This is a genomic window from Streptomyces sp. NPDC031418, from assembly GCF_055581605.1.
Window position 1 is genome coordinate 85,643 of record NZ_JBVIJC010000029.1, and the last position, 16,029, is coordinate 101,671.

The 16,029-nt window shown below is 67.3% G+C and carries 8 protein-coding genes; 4 read left to right on the forward strand and 4 right to left on the reverse strand.

Going from position 1 to position 16,029, the window contains the following annotated elements; genetic code table 11:
- Positions 1 to 39: 39 nt before the first annotated feature.
- From ACZ5CZ_RS33655 to ACZ5CZ_RS33665, 3 genes are all read right to left on the reverse strand, one after another.
- Positions 40 to 6,594 carry an RHS repeat domain-containing protein gene (locus ACZ5CZ_RS33655; protein WP_468948289.1) on the reverse strand — a complete coding sequence of 2,185 codons (6,555 nt, stop codon included), beginning with the start codon at positions 6,592 to 6,594 and terminating at the stop codon, positions 40 to 42.
- A 126-nt stretch (positions 6,595 to 6,720) separates the two neighbouring features.
- Positions 6,721 to 10,344: a laminin G domain-containing protein gene (locus tag ACZ5CZ_RS33660; RefSeq protein ID WP_468948291.1), complete on the reverse strand. Its 3,624-nt coding sequence runs from the start codon at positions 10,342 to 10,344 to the stop codon at positions 6,721 to 6,723.
- A 690-nt stretch (positions 10,345 to 11,034) separates the two neighbouring features.
- Positions 11,035 to 11,517 carry a hypothetical protein gene (locus tag ACZ5CZ_RS33665; RefSeq protein ID WP_468948293.1) on the reverse strand — a complete coding sequence of 161 codons (483 nt, stop codon included), beginning with the start codon at positions 11,515 to 11,517 and terminating at the stop codon, positions 11,035 to 11,037.
- A gap of 636 nt (positions 11,518 to 12,153) precedes the next feature.
- Here ACZ5CZ_RS33665 and ACZ5CZ_RS33670 point away from each other — a divergent pair.
- The 3 genes from ACZ5CZ_RS33670 to ACZ5CZ_RS33680 all read left to right on the forward strand — a co-directional run bounded on the left by ACZ5CZ_RS33670 (position 12,154) and on the right by ACZ5CZ_RS33680 (position 14,610).
- Positions 12,154 to 12,897: a 2OG-Fe(II) oxygenase gene (locus tag ACZ5CZ_RS33670; protein ID WP_468948295.1), complete on the forward strand. Its 744-nt coding sequence runs from the start codon at positions 12,154 to 12,156 to the stop codon at positions 12,895 to 12,897.
- Positions 12,898 to 13,569: 672 nt separating this feature from the next.
- Positions 13,570 to 13,941: a hypothetical protein gene (locus ACZ5CZ_RS33675; RefSeq protein ID WP_468948297.1), complete on the forward strand. Its 372-nt coding sequence runs from the start codon at positions 13,570 to 13,572 to the stop codon at positions 13,939 to 13,941.
- A gap of 261 nt (positions 13,942 to 14,202) precedes the next feature.
- Complete coding sequence (locus ACZ5CZ_RS33680) at positions 14,203 to 14,610, forward strand: hypothetical protein (protein ID WP_468948299.1); 408 nt, start codon at positions 14,203 to 14,205, stop codon at positions 14,608 to 14,610.
- On the opposite strand, the gene ACZ5CZ_RS33685 is transcribed toward ACZ5CZ_RS33680, so the two are convergent.
- Positions 14,590 to 15,102, reverse strand: a complete 513-nt coding sequence (locus ACZ5CZ_RS33685; protein ID WP_468948301.1) for a PadR family transcriptional regulator — start codon at positions 15,100 to 15,102, stop codon at positions 14,590 to 14,592. The two genes, ACZ5CZ_RS33680 and ACZ5CZ_RS33685, sit on opposite strands and share 21 nt — an antisense overlap.
- A gap of 77 nt (positions 15,103 to 15,179) precedes the next feature.
- On the opposite strand from ACZ5CZ_RS33685, the gene ACZ5CZ_RS33690 reads away from it, so the two are divergent.
- Complete coding sequence (locus tag ACZ5CZ_RS33690; protein WP_468948303.1) at positions 15,180 to 15,851, forward strand: cysteine hydrolase family protein; 672 nt, start codon at positions 15,180 to 15,182, stop codon at positions 15,849 to 15,851.
- The last annotated feature ends 178 nt before the right edge of the window (positions 15,852 to 16,029 follow it).

Sequence of the window (16,029 nt, forward strand, 5' to 3'; positions counted from 1 at the left end):
TGAGTAATGCGGGCGACGAGTGCGGCAAGGTGGGTGAGCTTATGGGATCGGGTGGGCTGTCCTCAGGCTACCATCTGGATTGAGGACTACCCTGATGCCGTACGCCCTATTGGAACCTAGCCCGCGGCTCTGCAAGTTACTCAGAATTCCGACGCCGTCAGGACCAGCATTGATTCGACCCTCGTAAACATATCCGCCACGCTCGCCGTTGGGCCTCGCAGGGTTATTGTTCACGACATCTTGAATCCACTGCTGCACCTTTCTACCCTTTCCAATGAAAGCACCCTTGGTCTCTGGGTTGTACTCGCTACCACCGATGCGATGCCTATCCAGGACGTGCTGCCAGCCGTCGTAGTCGTCTGTCTTCCAGATGACGTCCGGGTTCTGCGCGCCCGGATCAATCGTTTTTCCGCCTCCACTGCTTGCGTCGGCATCCGCTTCGCGGAAGGCGCGGCCGAGTTTGTCCGAGCCCGAATTAATCTGTGATTGGCCGAAGACAACGACTCCGGCGCCGCCAGCGATCGAAGGAGCACCCACTTCGCACAGAACCACGGTGCCGCATTCAACTACCCCCGATGCGCCCAGGACAGTGCCGCCGCCTTCGCTGACCCCTCCGAAGACGGTTTGAATAAGACCCGACAAGAAGTCGGAATTCTCTCCAAGACTGGACAGGTAGTTGCCGACGTAGCTGTTGCTGTCACCAGGCCCCATAACCGGGGCGCTGCAGTCTTGCGGAAGCCCGGTGTGGGCGCAGCGATTGCCGTTATTGCTGGCACCGCTGCCGGAACTGACGTTTCCGGAGCTGCTTGTGGGCGCCGTTCCTGAGCCGTGATAGCTCAGGTGCTGCTCTTCGTATTGGGTGTTGGCGGACTTTCTCGGCGCGTGGGGGATGGTTCCGGGTGTGTTGTTCTCGTAGTCGGGGCCCGGTCGGGTCGGGCAGTCCACCTCCGCGCACAATCCGGTCGGGTCGGCGCTAGTCGTGGGTGTGTTGTTGGCGTAGGCGTAGCCGTTGAGGGACTGGTGCTGGTCGAGGGTCAGGAGGGGGTCGACGCTGAGGAACTGGCCGATGGTGGGGTCGTATTCGCGGGCCCCGATGTCGGTCAGGCCGGTGGTGTCGTCGGCCGGCTTGCCGAGGAACGCCTTGTCGTCGGGCCAGGATGCCGGCTTGGTGCCACGTGGGGCGCCGAAGGGCGTGTTGTAGCGCTTGGTGACTGCGTAGGTGTTCGCGTCGAGGGCGATGCTGGACGTGCCGTGGTGGTCGGCGGCGAGGAAGCTGAGCTTCGTGCCCGTCACTCCGGATGTCGCCGTGCGGACGGCGATGGTCTGGCCGTTGGCTGTGTAGGAGCGCGTGCCGGAGACGGTCTTGGTGGTGCCCTTGGTGGTGAGGTGGAGTTCTGTGCCGGCGCCCAGGTAGAGGATGGTTTCGCCGTCTCCCTTGGCGCGGCGGATGAGCAGGTCGCCGCCTGCGTCGTAGAGGTAGCTGGTCTCCTTGGTGCCCTCGGTGAGCTTGGTCAGGTCGCCCTCGGTGTTCCAGGCGAGGGTCTGCTGGGCGGTCGGTCCGGGGCGTGAGGTGGTGTTGCCGGTGCTGTCGTAGGAGTAGGTGGCCGCGCGGGTGCCGGTGGTCTTGTCGAGTGTGTGCGGCTTGTTGTCGGTGGTGTCGTCGTAGGTGTACGAGGTGGCTTTATCGCCCGTCGGGGTGTGCTGTGTCTCCGTTTTGCGCTGGCCGGCGTTGGTGTAGGTGTAGGACGTCCAGTACGGGGCCGCTCCGTCGAGGTTGGCCACCGCCCGGCCGGAGGTCGAGCAGTCCGCGGTCTTCGGGGTCCAGGCGTCGCTCAGGCGGCGGTTGCCGTCGTAGGCGAAGCACTGGTAGTCGGCCTTGGCGGTGCCTCCTTGCGTGGTGGCGTCGAAGATGGAGGTGACGTTGCCGGCGTCGTCCTGGGTGAACTTCAGCTCCTGCGGCATGTAGCCGTGCACGTCGTCGGTGACGTAGGAGCGGGTGAGGCGGCGGGTGCCTTCCTCGTAGTCCCAGGTGAGGTAGGCCTTCTTCGCCGAGGCCGCGCCGTCCATGCCCAGGGTGAGCTGTCGCAGGTCACCCTGCGGCGAGAAGGCTGCACCTTGCAGGTAGCCCGTGGTTCCCTTGGCGGTGAGCTGCCCTCCGAGCGCGTTGTAGGTGTAGGAGACTCCCTCTGCGGCCAGGCCGCCTACCGCCGGGGCGGAGTACTGGCTGATCGAGCCGTCCAGGTTGTAGCCGGTAGAGAACGACAGCGTCTTCGGCACATATCCGCCGGAGACAAGGGGCTCCGTGTCGGGCAGGATCAGCTGGTTGCCGGTCGCGTGGTACATCGCGTCGAAGGCGGTGACCTTCTCGGTGTACGCCTTTCCGGTCACGCCGCCGTCGTACCGCGTGGCGGTGTCCTGCTGGCCCTTGGCGACCTGGTCGTATCCCCAGGTGGCGAGTTTGTTCGCGTCGGTCTTGTCCACCTGCCACAGGTCGGTCTTGCGGCCGAGGTCGTCGTAGGCGTAGATGAGCTTCTTCGACGCGTCGTCGTTGGGGGTGGTGCTGACGACCTGGTCGAGGCTGTTGTACTCGGTGGTGGTCTTCCCCTTGTCGGGGTCGGTCGCTGTGACCTGACGGCCGAAGAGGTCGTAGGTGTAGGACCACTTCGTCTGGTCGGGACCGGTGATGGTCTTCTGCTGGCCGGCAGGAGTGTAGGTGAAGTCGGTCGTCGTGAAGTCGGTGCCGGTCGGCTTGGGGCCGGCGTACTCGCGGCGCTGGGTCGTCCGGCCGAGCGCGTCGGTGACCACGGCGGTCGCCTGGCCACCGGCCGGGGCGCTGGTGGCGACGGTGTCACCTGTGTAGGTGGTGTCGGTCGTCCATCGGGTGACGCCGTGGACCTTGGTCACGGCCTTCGTCGCCCGGGCCGCTCCGTCATACGTGGTGTCCGTCTGGACGGGGGCCTGTCCCCCGTCGATCTCCGCGGCCTGGGAGCTGGGCGGTGAGGTGCTGTCCCAGATGTCGGACTGCTGGCTGACCGCGAGGCCTCGAGCGTCGTAGAGCGTCAGGGAGATCAGGCGGCCGCCCTGCGGGGTGGGCGACTGGGTCTGGCGCGTGCGCAGCAGGGAGTCGTAGAACTCGTAGGTGGTGTTGTAGCCGGATCCGTCGTTCTTGAGGGTCCCGGTGGAGACCCAGGACATGCCTGAACCGGTGACGTGGTAGTCGTAGACGTAGTTCGGGGTCTTGCCCAGCACCTTGGAGCGGTTGGGCAGCCAGAGCTTGGTGATGCGGCCGAGGCTGTCGTACTCGCTCTCGGTGACCTTGCTGTTCGGGTCGGTGGCCTTCAGGGTCGCGCCGGTGGCGAAATCCAGCGCCGCGCTGACTTTGAAGTGCTTGGCGTCTTCGGTCACCGTCGAGGTGAGCGGTCCCGCATCGGCCGGCACGTAGGTGGTGGAGGTCGCCAGGTCGTTGGTGTCGGTGACGGTCTTCGGACGCCCGAGGGTGTCGTAGGTCGTCCCGGACAGCTTCTGCCAGGTGGGGGCGCCGTCGCTGCCGTAGCCCTTGGCGCGGCCCTTCCATGTGGCCTCGCCCTTGGTGGGTTTCTGCGACGCCGACCAGGTGGTCGCGGCGCTGTCGTCGTAGACCGTGGCGACGTCGGAGACGACGTCACCCGGGCGCTTGGAGTCGGCCGGCAGGTCGAGGGCCGAGTCGGCGGTCGTGCACGGCTGGGCAACGGTGCGGGTGCGGGAGACGAGGGAGTTGATGCCCTTGTCGTCGTTGCGGGCGTACCAGGTGCGGGTGCACGTCTCGTCGCCGCTGACCGCGTCGTCGCCCTCGTCTTCGACGGTCTCGGCCATGCCGTAGTCGTCGTAGGTCGTCTTGACGGTGTGCACGCGGTCGTACGGGGTGAGCTTGCTGGTGATGTTGGTGCGGGTGTGGGTGGCGCTGGTGCGTACGTAGTACGCCTCGGTGTCGGCGTACGACTTGTGCTGGGTCGCGGTCTTCTTCGACCACGGGTCGTTGATGGTTCCGCCGACTTCCGTGTCGCCGTCGTAGGTGACCGATTCGCGGGTGAAGCCTGCGTACTGCTCGGAGTCGGTGATCTCGCCGGCCTTGATGCCTGAGACCGTGACGGTCTTGCGCTTGTCGGGGTCGGGGGTCTTGCCGTCTGCGCCGAGTACCCGGTCACCGTTCATGCCGCGCAGGTAGACCGTGGTCTCCTTGCTCTGCGTGCCGGTGGAGACGCCGGTGAGGTGGGTGACCTGCTGGTAGCCGCGCCAGACGGACCAGGTGCGCTCCTTGGCCGGGGTCAGCGGGTCCTCGTCGTAGTGCCAGGCGCCGCCGCCTGTGTACTGGTAGCTGTGCTGGACGGCTTCCGAGCCGCCCTGCGGATCAGAGGTGGACACCGAGCTGACCGGGTACTTCTGGAACCAGTCAAGCTTGGGGTCCGTCTCGCCGTTGGGTGACCAGTACACCGGGTAGCAGCGCCTGGTGTTCTCGTCCAGCTTCGGCTTGCTGCCGCCGGCGGTGCAGTCCGCCTCCTCGTAGGAGACGATCGTCTGAGCACCGGTCTCGGAGGTGACGGTCTTCAGGCGGGGCTTGTTCAGCGGCAGGATGTCGTCCGCTGCGCCGTCCACCCGGTTGGGCAGCATGACATGGCTGAACTTGACGGGGTCGAGGGACAGGTCGGTGCCGCGCTTGCCGGTGTGCTTAATCTCGTCGAGCCAGAGGGACTGGTCTGTGGAGTCGCCTGTGTCACCGGGGTCGAGGTAGAGCTGCTTGAGGGACCAGACGTCGACCGGTTCGAAGGCGGGGGTGGAAGCTGCCGCGTTCCAGGCGTAGGTGGTGATTGCCGTGAGCCGCTTGCGGGTGAAGAACGAGGGGCCTACGTTCCCGGTGCATTTGTCGCCGTCTTTGCAGATGGAGTCGAACGGCACGTCCGGCCAGTTGTCCCGGGTGTCCTTGGTCAGCGAGTCGCAGCCGCTGCCCGAGGCCAGGCAGCGCTCGTCGTAGGAGAGGACGACCTTGTCCGAGGCGGCAGGGGAGGCGGAGAAGAGGGTGCCGGCGCGCTGGCCGTAGCGGATCTCCTTCAGGTAGCCGCCGCGGACGTAGTCGGTGCCGGTGTTGTCGTCTCCGAGCATGTCGTAGTTGTTGTGCTCGGCGGTGTACCAGTACGACTCGGCGTTGCCGTGGGTGTCCTCGACGTAGTCGAGGTTCCAGCGCCAGGCCTGTGTCTTGTGCCGGCCGGAGAAAGAGTCGCCGCTGCTGTAGCCGGGTTCGCCTTCGTCGTCGCCGAAGACGGGCACTATCCACACCGACTGGGTGCGGTCGTCGGAGCCGGCCCCGTCGAGCTTGTTCAGGCCGAAGACGTACTTGGTGCCGTCGCCGGTGACGACCGTCCAGTACTCACCGTCGTCGTCGCCGTTGTCGGCGCCGGTGGAGTGGGTGACGGTTGAGGCGTCGTCGTCCTTCAGCCGCCACTTGCCCGTGGTGTCGTCCTTGACGAGCTCGGTGGATCTGCCGTTGAGGACGAGGGAGGCGTTGTCGTACTTCCAGCACAGGTCGTACTTGCCGTCCTGGCCGTCGTCGTCGCAGGAGCCGTACTTGCGCTCGATGTAGGAGGAGGTGAGGTCGAAGCCGGTGCCGAGCTGGCTGCCCTGGTTGTTGGAGTTGGCGGTCTGTCCGTCGACGGCTCCGGAGTCGTACGAGATGGACAGGCCCGGCTGGGGGCCGGCTGCGGCCGGGGGCACGCGCAGGGGGTAGGACCAGGTGAAGGAGCCGGACGAACCGCCCGCCTCCCATGTCGAGGACGGGGACAGCGGTGTCGCCTTGTAGTCACCGGCGCCGGACTGGGCGCCCGCTGTGACGGCCAGCAGCATGGGCCGGACGCCGGAGGAGAAAGTGACCGGTGCTGTGAGGCTGTCCTTCGCACGGTGGTTCACCGTGTCCATGGGCAGTCGCCGGTGGCACTTCGCGGCGGCCGGGTCCTTAAGGGCGCAGTCCGCAAGGCGTGTTATCTGCAGGCGGCCTGCCCAGTCACCGCCGTAGGCGGAGGCGAAGGCCGAGTAGTCGACGCCCAGACGCGCCGTGCCGCCGCTCCGTGGGCCGGTGAGTTTGAGGACTACTCCCTTGACGCCCAGTTCAGCGGTCGTCTTCTGGTCGAGGACCTCGACGGTGACGGACTTCGCCCGTCTGCCGCTGCGCGGCGCGGTGACGGTGACCGGCAGGGAGCCGGGAGCCGCCTTGGCCGTTCCCTTGCCGGGTACGACCAGTGACGCCTTGCCGGGCTTCGGCCAGGCGGTCTTGCGCTGCTGGTCGTGGCGGGCCCGGGCGGCCGCCGCCCGGTCGGCCTCGTCGGCTTTCTTGACCTCCGCCGCTGCTTGTTCGTTCACCTTGGCGGTGAAGGGGCTGACCTTGGTGGCGTGCGGGACCTCCAGATGGGGGCGCCCCAGGGGGTCGGTGTCCGCCGCGGAGGCGAGGGGAGTCAGCAGGCCTGGCAGGAGAGCCAGGCCGGTGGTCGCAGCGATACGACGGGACCAGCGTGTTCTGTCCCTGCCCCTGCGGCCTGCTGCGGACCTGGATATGCCAAAGGAATTCATGGCGGTTCTTCCTACGCGGCGTCCGGCTGTGTCACGCCGGACGCGTGCCGTTGAAGGGGGATGCGGTGGGTCTTCAGGCGTCTGGTGCCGGGCGGCCCGTCAGAGGACGGGCCGCTTCACCGCGTGTCAGGTGGCGTCCGGCGTGTCCAGTACCTGGGAGAGGATCTGGTCGAATCCCAGCGCCCCGGTCCACACCCGCAGTGACTCCAGCGAGCCGGGCAGGTAGTAGCCGGTAGATCCACCGGCCGCTCCTCTGCCCGCCGACAGCACGCCGGTGCCCTGCTGGACGGCGGAGAAGCCGGAGTTGTCCTCGCCGGGCTGCTCGGTCCCGCCCACATACAGGTGCAGCCGGCCCAGCCGGTCCTCGGTCTTCGACGCATCAGCCGGGTCGGTCCACTGCCACGACTCCTGCGCGTCGAACACGCCCGTGACATCGACTCCGGTGTTGACCTCGGCGGGATCAGCGGCTGCCACCTCCGCGCTCTGGGTGACCTTGCCGTCCGCTCCGATGGCTGTGCGGGTGAACTTCCACTGGTAGGTGTCGGCAGCGGGCTTCACCACCCACAGCGCCCAGGAGGACTCTCCGCCGCTCGCCTGTCCTGCCACCTGAGCCTGGTAGCCGACCGGTTTGGCCGCCAGTTTGTCGGCATCCAGTCTCACGTGAGCCGAAACGGTGAACGAGCCGGTCTCATCGACCACCGGACCGGCGGCCGAGGCATAGCCCGACGTTCCATCCAGGACGAGGACGTTGTTGTCCGCGTCCAGCACCGCGCCGCTGGAGGACAGCGCCAGCGCCGCAGCGGGGTAGGGGGTGAGCTCCTTGACCTGGGTGCCGGTGGAGGACGTGGCATCCCAGTCAGCAACGAGTTCGTCGGCCGTCACGCCGTCCTGCGTCAACTGCGCATCCTGGGCGATCTGCTCCGGCGTGAGCGCGTACTGCCACACGGAGACCTCGTCGATACGGCCGCGGAAGTTCTGTTCTCCGACCCCGCCTGCGAGCACGCGGCCGAACTGCAGGCCCGCCGAGGACGTCCACGGCTGGTAGGCGGAGGACAGATCGTTGAGCACCACCTGCTTGCCCTGCGGGCGCCCGTTGACGAACAGCTGAATGGTGTCGTTCGTCTTGTCGGTATCACCCTTGGTGTCGAAGACGGCTGCCAGGTGCGTCCACACATTCAGCGGGGGCGGCCCGGTATCGCTGATCGACCGGAGGAATGCCGGGTCCTTGACGTCGGCGGCGCTGCGGTTGAACACCCACTTGTTGTAGGTCGAGGAGTAGTACAGCGTGAAGGACGAGGCGAGGGTGCCCGGGGCGGACAGCACCACGTGGTTCTGTGAGGCGTCGGTGAGGTAGACCCAGGCCGAGACGCTGAAGGAGTCCTTGGTGTTCACCGCCGGTGCCGTGGTTGCTGCGTAGCCGTCACGCGTGGTGTCGCTGCTGCTGTCGTTGAGGTAGAGCGAGTAGTCGGACTCTCCTCGGCGTCCGAGCGTGGACCAGCCGGCGTGGGAGGTGTAGAGCGTGGCGTCGTGCCGGGTGCCCTCCGTCGCGGTGTCTTTGGCGACGGTCGTTCCCGACCCCGGGGCTGCGTCGTCGAAGTGCCAGCGGCCGACCGCTCCGGCGGCAGGGGCCACCTTGAAGACGAACTCGGCGGGCGTCCCCCACCGGTTGTGCACGTCCTTGGCCCGCACCGACAGGACCTGGGTGCCGGCGAGCGGTGGTTTCACGCCCGTGACCTGGACCTTGAGATCACCAGAGACCTGCTTGGCCGGCGTGGACAGCAGCTTCCACTCGTAGGCGGTGTTGTCGGTGTGCCCGTTGACGATGTCGGCCGCGTTGGGCTGGAAGGTGAAGGAACCGGGCACTCCCGGGCCGCCCTTGCCGTCGCACAGGTCGGCGGTGCACTCGGTATAGGGAGAGCCGGCAGTGATACGGGGCGCCTTGGGTGCGCTTGAGTCGACCTTGAAGTAGCACCAGGAGCTGTAGGGCGACCAGAGGTCACCGCTTTTCCCGTTGTACGACCAGTGCGACTGTGTGCGCGCCTTGTAGCGGTACAGGCCACCGTCGGCACGGCTGCTGGTGCGCATCTTCTCCAGCGTCTCGTCCGGGTCCCAGCCCGTGTCGGGCCGATGGCCGGTCCACACTTGGTGCCAGGCCGCGTCATCGCCGCGCTCCACCACGAACTCGGCTTGCAGTGAGCCTTCCTCATCACCCTTGTGGGCCTCGACCAGCGTCTGGACGCGGGCCTGGACCATCGGATCCGTTCGGGTGACGACCAGCGGATCGGAGGAGGACTTGTTGCAGTAGGCGGTGGTGCCGTCGCCGGGAATGACACCGACGCTGGTGGGTACGCCGGGCTTGTAGGCGAAGGTGACCTGCAGTTCGGCGCTGTCGTCGAACCGCTTCCAGGCGCGCGGGTCGCTTTCGTCCTTCGCACGCAGCATGAGTGTCAGCCGGCTGATCTTGCCGTCCGCGAAGGAGCGGACGGTGCTCGTGAGGTTCTCGTCCGACTCATCGGGGTTGTCGTTGAACTCGATCCATGAGTCCGGCTGATCGGGGCTACACAATGTGCCGCGGCCCGCGGAGACGTAGCGGTCGCCCATCAGGTCCAGCTGCTTGGGGCCCGGCCACGTGGTGCCCTCGGAGATGTTGTCGGTGCGGACCAGGTCCACCCAGTGGGCATCGCAGTTGAACGACCACGTCTCATGGGCCCGGAAGGTGGCATCCAGTACCTGCTTGCCGACCAGTTTGGTGGGCGCGAACTCGAAGTACATGCGGTCGACGTAGCCGCCGCCGCAGTAGTAGCCGTCGGCCGTACCGCACTTGCCGACGCCCTTGTCGCCGTCGAACATCCAGAACTTGTCGCCGTCCGAGGAGATCTTCGTGCGTTCCGAGACGCCCAGGCCCACGGAGGGGTCGATGTAGACGGGGTAGACGGTGTCCTTGCCGCGGAGCAGACCCAGGTCCGGCTGGACGGCCACAGCGCCGTCGTCGACCTTCACCGGCAGGACTGCGGTGGAGTCGCCTTCGCCCGGCTGCGACGGGTCGTCCTGCGACTGACCGTCCGCGGGCCCTCCAACGTCGGTGCGCATCAGCTGCGTCTGTGGGCCTGATTTGGTGTCACCGGACGAGTCCCACATCTGGCCGGCCGGCCCGCGGAAGACGGCGTTGCCGTTTTCGTCGATGGCGCGCAGACCGCCGCCGACTCCGGGCACCACGGACAAGCCGTCCCCGGACGCTGTGAGTTTGACCTGCTCCAGCGCCGGGTTCTGCGCTGCCTCGGGCGTTTTGACGACGAGAACTTCCCGGTAGCTCTCAGCCGTGGCTGTCAGCTGCAGGTCGACGCCGTCGAAGACGTTCGCATAGGTCGCTGTCGCACCGTTCAAGGTCGGTGCCGGCAGGGCTCCAGGCCAGCCGAGAGTGACAGAACGTCCGTTCTTGCCCAGCTGGATCATGTCCGATCCGGAGCCGCCGCCCGAGAAAGACAGATCCACCACAGCGCCCTTGGGGGCTACCCGGCCGTCCTCGCGGCCCTCCAGTACGGGGTCGACCGTCCCCCAGCCGCCGTCCTTCTCCTTCACCCGCTGCGGGCTGGCGGACTGCGTCAGCGTGAACGAGCCGTCGGGGTTCGCCCTGGTCGTGGAGTACTCGGTGCGGTCCGCCGTCACCTCCACAGGCTCCCCCGACGCCTGAGCACGCGCTGACGCGGTGGTCTCCCCCAGCGGCCCGGTCTCTGCTGCCGCGCTGGACATCGGAAGGGCTGCTGCGGCAGGCAGTCCGGGCAGTACCGACAGGACAAGCGATGCCACGGCGCCGCCCAGAAGGCAGGCGCGTGTTCTTCGTGCTCTGCGCGCAGGCGACACGCCGGCCCACTGAGGCTTCACGGAAATCCCCCCGTGTATGGATCTTGTAAAGGTCTCGGAAAGTAAACGTCTGGTGACGGCACGCGGTCAATCAAGTGTGACGCTGCTCACACAAACGCCCCTGACCTGCACAGTTGGTTTCAGCCACACGATCCGCACCCCGAAACCAGGGCATTTACCGGAACACTGCGCAGCCCACCGCATCACCCGGAAGCCGGCCCCGCGCCATCATCGACCGCTGCGAACCGGCCTGGCTCACAGGCTCGGCAAGCCCCCCCCCGGCTCCGCCCGGCCGCAGCACAGCAACACAGGTCCAGCCGGTACGAGTGCAATACGGAGCGGCGGCTGCCGTCCCCGACGCCCCGCATAAACCGGCGAGTTGCCCGGCGGGCTGGCCGCCAGCGCGGCGACGGGCCTCTACACCGGGTCGACGGGAAGGGCGTCCTCGGCTGTCCGGTCCCCGTGGAACAGGGCAGCGACCAGGCGTGCGTCCCGCTTCAGGGGGCTGGCTGGAGCGGTGCTTGGGCGGCCCTCGGCCAGCCAGGCACTGATCTTGGCGGTTTCGCCGTCGACGCGTCGTCACGGCCGGGCGGCGGTCGCTACCTGGAGGGCTTGCACCAGTTCGGCGCGGCGGGCGGCGTCGGTGCGTTTCTGGTTGCGGGTATTCCAGGCGAGGGCGAACCGGCCGACCTGCTGCCAGTCTTTGCTGGCCATGAACTCCACTCGGTGGGCGGCGATTCTGGGTGATGGGTACTCGTAGATCGACACCGTGTCGGTGGTTATGAGCTGCAGGCAGTCGGACGCCGGGGCAGGCTCTCTACCGGCAGCCTTCTCGGAGCAGGAGGCGGTGTTGTCGGTCGGGTTTCCCAGGGTGGCGACGCCGGTGGCTTCGGCGAGCAGAGCGGCGGCCTGCTCGGCGGTGAGGCGAGCGGGCGTGGCCCGTGTTGTGCCGGGCAGCGTCTTCGACTTGGCCGGGTCGGCGGCTGAGCTGGAACCGGAGCACGCGGTGAGCGAGAGGGTGACAGCTGCGAGCAGTCCGGTCGCGATGGTGCGGGCCTTCATGGTCCCCCCATGACAGTTGTGGTCAGGGGGCCATCATGCGGTACCCCTCGAGCACCTCGCGCGAGAAATCCGCGGGCGCCGACAGCTTCAGGCCGCCATCGGCCGACGTGACCCGCGGCCGGCCTCAAGCGGGGACCGTTCGTGCTAGGTGAACCAGGTGCCTTGGGGTGACGTCGGCCAGGTGCGCAACGGCACGCCTCATTGTGGCCGCAGGCGCGGGCTGACGTGTCATGCCGGCTGACACGACAACAGTCCGGCTGGAGTTCGTGCCAGGCGGCGCTGTGCTCGCCCCTGCGGGCATTACGACCCTAGCGCGCGAAGGGCGCGCGCGGAGGGAACGCGCACCTGGTCGGTGCCCGGCAAGGTCGACGCCCTCGATGGCGTCAGCCGTTCCGGTACGGAGCAGCCCAGCGCCGCGTGGGACTACCTCGCCTCGGTAGTCTCCTGAGCCGGTCCCCGCCCCGTCTCCCGGCCCTCTCCGCCGCGTTGGGCACGTCCTGCTTGCTTTGCGGGCTCGCCCCGGCCTGATATCGTCATCGTGACGATAACCGCCCAGTGGTCCCCGCTCCCTGTTTCGGGCTGTGGGGCCCGCGGCCACGTTGGGATCGACGACGGCCTCAGCACGGAGAAGTGATCATGTTCGAAATGCCGGTAAATCCCTTTGAGCTCTCCGAAGAAACGCTGAGCCGAATATCTGCCGATGACTCATGGACCCCGATCAAATCGGAGATCCCAAAGGCCAAGGCCAAGGTGATTCGCCATTTCCTCACTCCGGCCGAAGTGGAGGTATTCGCGACCGAACTGGCCGCCCAGCGCTTTGCCCCGGTGGGCCGAGACGGCATTGCCGCCAACTATACAGAGGGAGATCCGGTCGCCCATCTCCGCGCCACGACCGAATCCACATTCCTTGCGGCAGAATTCTACCGCAGGCTGCGGACGCTTCTATCGCTTGAAGTGGGATCGGACGATCCGACAGATTCGGACGGAAGGCCCTGGAGGCCGGCGGCCGTCAACCCGCGTATGCGCTTCATCACGTACGAACACGGCGGATTCATTGTCCCGCACTACGATTCGCCCTATTTCGCCCCCGATGGAAGGCGCACCCTCCTGACGGTCGTCGTCTACCTGTCGTATGAGGCCGTGGGCGGAGAAACGCGGTTCATCGCCGATAGGCAGAACGATCTTCCCTTTGCGCAACGTGACTTCTCTGACTGGCCGCGGCTCGCGAAGCCTGAGGAAATATTGAGTGCCCACCGGCCCGAACCGGGCGATGCGCTCCTCTTCTGGCATCGGACGCTTCACGACTCGGCCCCGCTTCTTGAGGGTACGAAAACAATACTCAGAACCGACGTGCTCTACGAGCCCGTAGATGTGCCTTGAGCAGCGGAAAGGCCACCGTCGCGTTGTCCCTCACCCCGGATACCGGCGTCCGGCACGCCGTGACCGCCCACCTCCGGGCCGGGCGGCATCGGGACCTGCCCGCGGCCGGGCATCGAATCCACTCGCACCGAACGGCAGGGAGAGGAGCATGACCACCGGGAGGATCCACACCGACTGGGTGGAGACGGTGGTCTCAGGACGGCCTGCTCCTGATGCAGACGCGCTTGGAGGTGAGAGTTCCTACGTCTGAGGGTCGCAAGTTCATCACCTGCGGTCTGGCCCGGAAGACGTACGTGGTGAAAGACGGTATTGCCTGTCGGGTTTCGTCCTGCGCACTCGGCCGCGGCCTGGGCAGCCCGGGCAACTTCGACTTCGAGATCGTTTCTGCGACGGGAGGCCCTCCGATCCGGAGGTTCTTCGACTGGGACGGCGTGCCGGCCGAGATACGCGAGGGCGCTCTGTTCGACGCGCATGAGGGGCTTGACGATGGCGAGTACATCGTCCGGATCGCGGCGGGAATGACGACCAGCTGGGACAGCGGGGACGGGACAGAGCATCGAGCTCCCTGTCCCGTGCCACGAGCTCGCATTCGTCGTGGTGGGATCCGCACCGCAGGAGGTGCGCGCGAGTACCGGCGGCCCGTGGGCGGCGCGGCCCTCCGTGGAGATCCCCGTGGTCGATTGGCGCGATCAGCACACGGCGGAGGCGGCATGGGAGGCCTACCTGAACGGGAACAGAATCAGCAGAATCAGTCTCGATGCCTACGGGATCTTCTCCCCAAAGCATCTGATGAGGAATCAACGGGATATCGCTCTGGAGATTCTCCGGAGCGAGGGCTACGCCATACCGCCAACCCCGGAACCCGCCAAGACGCCTGGGACCTGGCTGGGTCACTGGGGTGGAGCATGGATGCCGGCCGATGTGCTCGCGGCCCTTCACACCGTGCCGGACGACACCGCGCAACGTGCGTGGTATCAGGGAGCGAAGGAATCCCTGGACATCGCATGGGATATGCACCTCCTGTGGACCACCGCCGTGTTCTGACCGGGCCCGCGCTCCGTCCATGACCACCGTGGCGGGCCCTCGGCAGTCACCCTGCACCGAGGTGCCAAGTACCGGCCGCGGCCCGGTCCGCCTCCGGCCTGACTACCGGTCGGGGCCCGGGCGAGGATGACCTCCCACAGATCCGCGAACGCACTCCGCACGCATCGATCACCACCCTCCTGCACGCAGTCCACGCTCACCAGGCTCAGCGCGTGTTCGCCTGCGATTCCGCGCTGGAGGGAGACCTCGGGCATCACTGAGGTGCCCGAAGACCGTGCGGACGACGTGGCTGCCGCGCTCGCCCTGCTCCAGGTCGCCCGCGACGACCTGGAGGGCCTGGAGGGTGCCCTGCTGCTGGCCGCCCGCACAGCCAGCACTCGCGCGGGCAAGCCGCTGCTGACGTTCCGGCAGATCGCCGCCGCGCTCGGTGTGGACTCCGAGCAGGCCGCGCAGGGCCGCTACCGCCGGAAGGTCGGCACGCCGAACGCAAGCATCGTCGGGCGTCGACGGCACCCCGTAGCGGCGGCCGTCAGGCGCCCCGCCTCGCACACGCCGCGTACGGCGTCGCGGATGTCGAGGACCGTCACCCGTCCATCTTCTCGACTCCGAATTGTCCAGGGCGCGGACCGGCGGGGCCTGCCGGTGTCGTCAGCCCAGGACTTCCCGTAGCCAGGACTGTTCCGCGTGGCTGGTGGCGCGGGCGATGGTGAGCATGCCGCGACGGTAGGGGTCGCTGGTTTCCTCGGCGCGCAGTGGGCGCTCGCCGTCGTGGAAGAAGCTTGAGGGCTGTTGCAGGAATTCCAGGCGCCGGCGGAGCACCGCGTGCTGGTCGGCGGTGTCGGGGAGCTGGGAGAGGAAGGCCAGGATGGTGAAGTACCGGGTGCTGTCGCTGATGTCCAGGCCGTCGGCATCCCGCAGCCGGCGCAGGAGCTCGGTGCGGCCGGCGGCGGTCAGGCTCAGGGTGTGGCGCTGGGCGGCCGAGGCGCCCGGCTCGGCTCTGCGGTCCAGAAGCCCGGCGTGGACGAGGCGGTTGATCGCTGGATAGAGGCTGCCGTCGCTGACTGGTCGGGTGTGGCCGGACAGGTGCGCTATCCGACGGCGCAGTTGGTAGCCGTGCAGCGGCCCGTCGGCCAGGAATCCCAGGATCGCGAGTTCCAGCATGCTGCTACTCTCGCACATCGAAACGAGGTACCTCGAATCGATGTAGGGAGGTGAGGATGTCGTATACCGAGGAATGGGTGACCGCGCGGGCGCGTGACGCCTACGAGCACGGCCGGGCATCCTTCGACATACGGCCGGAGCGCACGGCGTTACTGGTCATCGACATGCAGGACGAATTCATCCGGCCCGGCTGGAGCCCTTACTGGGTGCCGGCGGCGACCCGGATGGCACCCAGACTGCGTCGGCTGGTCGAGGGATGCCGATCCGCCTCGATCCCGGTGATCTGGACCATCTTCGACGACACGCACCTCGGACTGGACCGGCCGAAGGCCCTGCGTTACCTTCCGCACGCCGACGCCGACTGGCGTCGGCCGGGCCCGGCCGAGGTGTGGGACCAGATGGGTCGCCGCCCCGACGAGGCCCTGATCCGTAAGCCCTCCTACGGGGCGTTCTACGACACCCCGCTCGACACGATGCTCCGCAACCTCGGCCGCGACACGGTCATTGTCACGGGAACGCTCACCAACTACTGCTGTGGCACCACAGCCCGGCAGGCATACGAACGCGGCTACAAGGTCGTGTTCGGGGCAGATGTCACGGCCACAGATGACGAGTCCCGGCAGGAACCAGAACTCGCCGTCCTACGCAAAGGCTTCGCACTCGTCTTGACCGCCGAGGAGATCACGGACCAACTGGCCACAGCCGACGCCCGCCCACGAGAGGTAGCCGACAGGGCGAACGTTGGCTGATGCGGCACTAGACGACCGCACTGAAGCGCCTCGCTCTGAGCTGAGGCGTCCACCAGCTCCTGCTGCTCGTCCGGGGCGGTCCAGCCGCCCTCGGCCAGCAGCAGACCACCACCGAGCCAACCTCCGAGCCCATCCCCCAGGGCATGGCCCCGTCCGCCCTTGCCGACGCTGTGACCAG

Bases quoted from the DNA above. Each gene is read 5' to 3' on its own strand.
- ACZ5CZ_RS33660 (WP_468948291.1), bottom strand. From the start codon at position 10,344: ATGTCCAGCGCGGCAGCAGAGACCGGGCCGCTGGGGGAGACCACCGCG.
- ACZ5CZ_RS33665 (WP_468948293.1), bottom strand. From the start codon at position 11,517: ATGAAGGCCCGCACCATCGCGACCGGACTGCTCGCAGCTGTCACCCTC.
- ACZ5CZ_RS33685 (WP_468948301.1), bottom strand. From the start codon at position 15,102: ATGCTGGAACTCGCGATCCTGGGATTCCTGGCCGACGGGCCGCTGCAC.
- ACZ5CZ_RS33655 (WP_468948289.1), bottom strand. From the start codon at position 6,594: ATGAATTCCTTTGGCATATCCAGGTCCGCAGCAGGCCGCAGGGGCAGG.
- ACZ5CZ_RS33670 (WP_468948295.1), top strand. From the start codon at position 12,154: ATGTTCGAAATGCCGGTAAATCCCTTTGAGCTCTCCGAAGAAACGCTG.